This window comes from Streptomyces sp. CNQ329, assembly GCF_000482585.1.
Window position 1 is genome coordinate 1 of sequence record NZ_AXVU01000103.1, and the last position, 4,526, is coordinate 4,526.

General features: G+C 73.2%; 1 protein-coding gene. It reads left to right on the forward strand.

Annotation, left to right across the window (positions count from 1 at the left end; all coding sequences use genetic code 11):
• Positions 1-4,526: SDR family NAD(P)-dependent oxidoreductase (locus tag I003_RS0128905; protein WP_027774646.1), on the forward strand; the 4,526-nt coding region annotated here is incomplete at both ends.

Genomic DNA, 4,526 nt, shown 5'->3' on the forward strand with positions numbered 1-4,526 from the left:
GTGGAGGTCGGTGACCTCTACCCCCGCCTGCTGGCGGCGGGCTACGCATACGGACCCGCCTTCCAAGGCGTCACCGCCGCCTGGCGCGGCACCGACGGCACCCTCCACGCCGACATCACCCTCCCCGAGGACACCGACGCCACCGGCCACACCATCCACCCCGCCCTCCTCGACGCAGCCCTCCACCCCCTCGCGGCCGAGAACCTCGGCAAGGGCGACGCCGATGGCCGGCTCCGGCTGCCCTTCGCCTGGACGGGGGTCACCGTCCACGCCACCGGCGCCACTCATCTGCGCGCCACCCTTGTGCCCACCGGCGAGCACGGCCACGATCTGACCCTGCACACGTGGGACCCGTCCGGCGCTCCCGTCGCCACCGTCACCGCGCTCAACTCCCGCCCGGTCGACGCCTCGGCACTCACCGGCGGCCCTCACGCGGGCGCCGCGACGCGCAACAGCCTTTTCCACCTCGTCTGGAACGCGACCGCCACCGATCAGCCCGAGCAGGCCGGGCCCGTGGAACCGGAGCGGGTGGACCTCTATGTCGCGGTGCCCGCCGAGGACGACGGCCCCGCCGCCGCGCACGCCGCGGCGGAGGCGCTGCTGACCCATGTCCAGGGCTGGCTGGCCGACAACGACCGGACCGACCGCCGCCTCGTCGTCCTCACCCACCGCGCCGTGGCCACCAGCCCGGCCGACGACATCCACCTCCCGCACGCGCCGCTTTGGGGCATGGTCCGTACGGCCCAGAACGAGAACCCCGGCCGCATCCATCTCCTCGACACCGACACCGCCGTCGACACCGTCACCGGCGGCGCCCCCGCCACCGTCCCCCACCTGCTCGACGCCCTGGCCACCGGCGAGCCCCAGCTTGCCGTCCGCCACGACCAGGTTCTCGTCCCCCGGCTTGCCCGTTCCACCGACGGCGTCGCGGACGCTCTGACGATTCCCGCCGGCGAGCAGTCCTGGCGGCTGGACAAGACCGCCTCCGGCACGTTCGACAACCTGGCGCTCCTGCCCCACCCGCATCTCCCCGAGGAGCTGGCCCCGCATCAGGTGCGGGTCGCGGTACGGGCCATCGGGCTCAACTTCCGCGACGTTCTGATCACCCTGGGCATGTACCCGGGCGAGGCGCTGCTCGCGAGCGAGGGCGCCGGCGTCGTGACCGAGGTCGGCGCCGACGTCGCCAACGTGGCGGTCGGCGACCGCGTCATGGGCATGTTCCCCAACGGTGTCGGGGCGCAGACGGTCACCGACCACCGCATGGTCACCGCCATCCCCGAGCAGTGGTCCTTCACCGACGCGGCCGGGATCCCGGTGGCGTACCTCACCGCGTACTACGGGCTCAAGGACCTCGGCGGCCTGGAGGCCGGCGAGTCGCTGCTGCTGCACGCCGCGACCGGCGGCGTCGGCTCCGCCGCACTCCAGCTCGCCCGCCACTGGGGCGCCGACGTCTACGCGACGGCCAGCCCGGGCAAGCACCACCTGCTGTACGCCCAAGGGCTGGACGAGCACCACATCGCGTCCAGCCGCTCCCTCGACTTCGAGGAGCACTTCCGCACCCACACCCCGCACCAGGGTGTCGACGTCGTCCTCAACGCGCTCGCCCACGAGTTCACCGACGCGTCGCTGCGCCTGCTGCGCCCGGGCGGGCGGTTCCTGGAGATGGGCAAGGCCGACATCCGCGACCCGCGGACCGTCGAGGCGGACCACCGGGTCCGCTACCAGAACTTCGACCTCATCGAGGCCGGCCCGGATCGCATCCAGGAGATGCTGGTCCACCTGGCCGAGTTGTTCGCCGCGGGCCATCTCACGCCGCCGCAGACCACCTGCTTCGACGTACGCCATGCCCCGAACGCGCTGCGCCACCTCAGCCAGGCCCGGCACACGGGCAAGCTGATCCTCACGCTCCCCCGGCCGCTCGACCCGGACGGCACCGTGCTCGTCACCGGCGGCACCGGCGGCCTGGCGAGCCTGACGGCCCGTCACCTCATCACAGAGCACGGCGTACGCCACCTGCACCTGGCCTCGCGCAGCGGCCCCGAGCACCCGAACGCCACCGCCCTCCGCGACGAACTCACCGAACTCGGCGCGCAGGTCACCATCACCGCCTGCGACACCACGGATCCGTATGCGGTGCATGCCCTCATCGACTCCATCGACCGGCAGCACCCCCTCACCGCCGTCATCCACACCGCGGGGGTCCTCGACGACACAATCCTGACCCAGCTCGCCCCCGGGAACCTGCACCCCGTCCTGGCACCGAAGGTGGACGCCGCGTACCACCTCCACCAGGCGACCCGGCACCTGGATCTCGCCCACTTCATCCTCTACTCGTCCGCGGCCGGCACCCTGGGCAACCCCGGCCAGGCGAACTACGCCGCCGCCAACACCTACCTGGACGCCCTCGCCCACCACCGCACCCGCCAAGGCCACCCCACCACCAGCCTCGCCTGGGGCTACTGGAAGCACACCACCGGCCTCACGAGCCACCTCAGTGACAGCGAGGTCGCCCGCAGCGAGGCGGCGCTCAGCACCGAGCACGGCCTCCAGCTCCTCGACGCCGCCCTCGCCACCCCCTCCCCCTACCACCTCTGCGTCCCGCTGAACCCGGCCGCCCTCCGCACCGGTGACCGCGTCCCCGCACTTCTGCGCGACCTCGCCCCGCGGGCACGCCGCCGCGCCGCCGCCGTCGCGGCACCGAGCGAGGTCTCGGGGCTCGCGCAGCAGCTCGCCGGGCTGTCGGCCGCCGACCAGCAGCGTCTGCTCCTCGACCTGGTGCGCACCAACGCCGCCGCCGTCCTGGGGCACAGCGATGCCGCCGCCGTGGATGCTCAGGCGCCCTTCAACGACCTCGGGTTCGACTCCCTCACCGCGGTCGAGCTGCGCAACCGGCTCGACTCCGCCACCGGGCTGCGACTGCCCGCGACCCTGATCTTCGACTACCCGACCGCGCAGGTCCTCGCCGACCACATCGGCTCCGAGCTGCTGGAGTCCGCCCCCCGCTCGGCGACGCCGCAGCTCGTGAGCGCCGACAGCGCGGACGACCCTGTCGTCATCGTGTCGATGGCGTGCCGCTTCCCCGGCGACGTCCACTCCGCCTCCGACCTGTGGAAGCTGGTCGCCGAGGGCCGCGAAGGGCTGTCCGGCTTCCCGACGAACCGCGGCTGGGACCTGGAGAACCTCTTCGACCCCGACCCGGCCGCGACGGGCAAGAGCTACACCAGCTACGGCACGTTCCTGCACGAAGCCGACGAGTTCGACGCCGACTTCTTCCGCATGAACCCGCGTGAGGCGCTGGCCACGGACCCGCAGCAGCGGCTGCTGCTGGAGACCTCGTGGGAGGCGTTCGAGCGGGCGGGCATCGACCCGGCCATGCTCCGGGGCAGCAGCACCGCGGTCTATGCCGGCGTGATCTACGGAGACTACGGCGCGCGGCTGATGCAGAACGCCCCCGAGGGCTTCGAGGGCTACCTCGGCAACGGCAGTGCGGCGAGCGTCGCCTCGGGCCGGGTGGCGTACACCTTCGGGCTGGAAGGCCCGGCGGTGACGGTGGACACGGCGTGCTCGTCGTCGCTGGTCGCGCTCCACCTCGCGGCGCAGGCCCTGCGGAACGGCGAGTGCGACCTCGCCCTCGCGGGCGGCGCCACCGTGATGTCGAGCCCGGGTGCGTTCATCGAGTTCTCCCGGCAGCGTGTGCTGTCCGTGGACGGGCGGTGCAAGGCGTTCGCCGAGGCGGCGGATGGCACGGGCTGGGGCGAGGGCGTCGGCCTGGTGCTGCTGGAGCGGCTGTCGGACGCGCGGCGCAACGGGCACACGGTCCTCGCCGTGCTGAAGGGCTCCGCGATCAACCAGGACGGTGCGTCCAACGGCCTCACCGCCCCCAACGGCCCGTCGCAGCAGCGGGTCATCGAGCAGGCGCTCGCCAGCGCGGGGCTGACGCCCGGTCAGGTGGACGCCGTCGAGGCGCACGGCACGGGCACGGCGCTGGGCGACCCGATCGAGGCGCAGGCGCTGCTCGCCACGTACGGGCGTGAGCACAGCCCCGAGCGGCCGCTGTGGCTGGGCTCGATCAAGTCCAACATCGGGCACACGCAGGCCGCGGCGGGTGTGGCGGGCGTCATCAAGATGGTCGAGGCCATGCGCCACGGCGCGCTGCCGCCCACGCTCCATGTGGACGAGCCGTCCCAGCACGTCGACTGGAGCTCCGGCACGATCTCGCTGGTCACGGAGTCGACACCGTGGCCCGAGAGCGACGAGCCGTACCGGGCGGCCGTGTCGTCGTTCGGCATCAGTGGCACCAATGCGCACGTGGTGCTGGAGGCGGCGCCGGTCGAGACCGGGGCGGCGGACATGCCGTCGGCGGAGCCGGCTTCGGACGAGGAGGCTGTGGCTGCGCCGGTTCCGGTGGTGGTTTCTGCCCGTTCGGGGGCGGCGCTGGCGCAGGCCGCCGGACAGCTTGCGGAGTACCTGGAGCAGCACCCCGAGGCAGAGGTGGGTGCGCTGGCCGCGCGGCTGTGGTCCGGGCG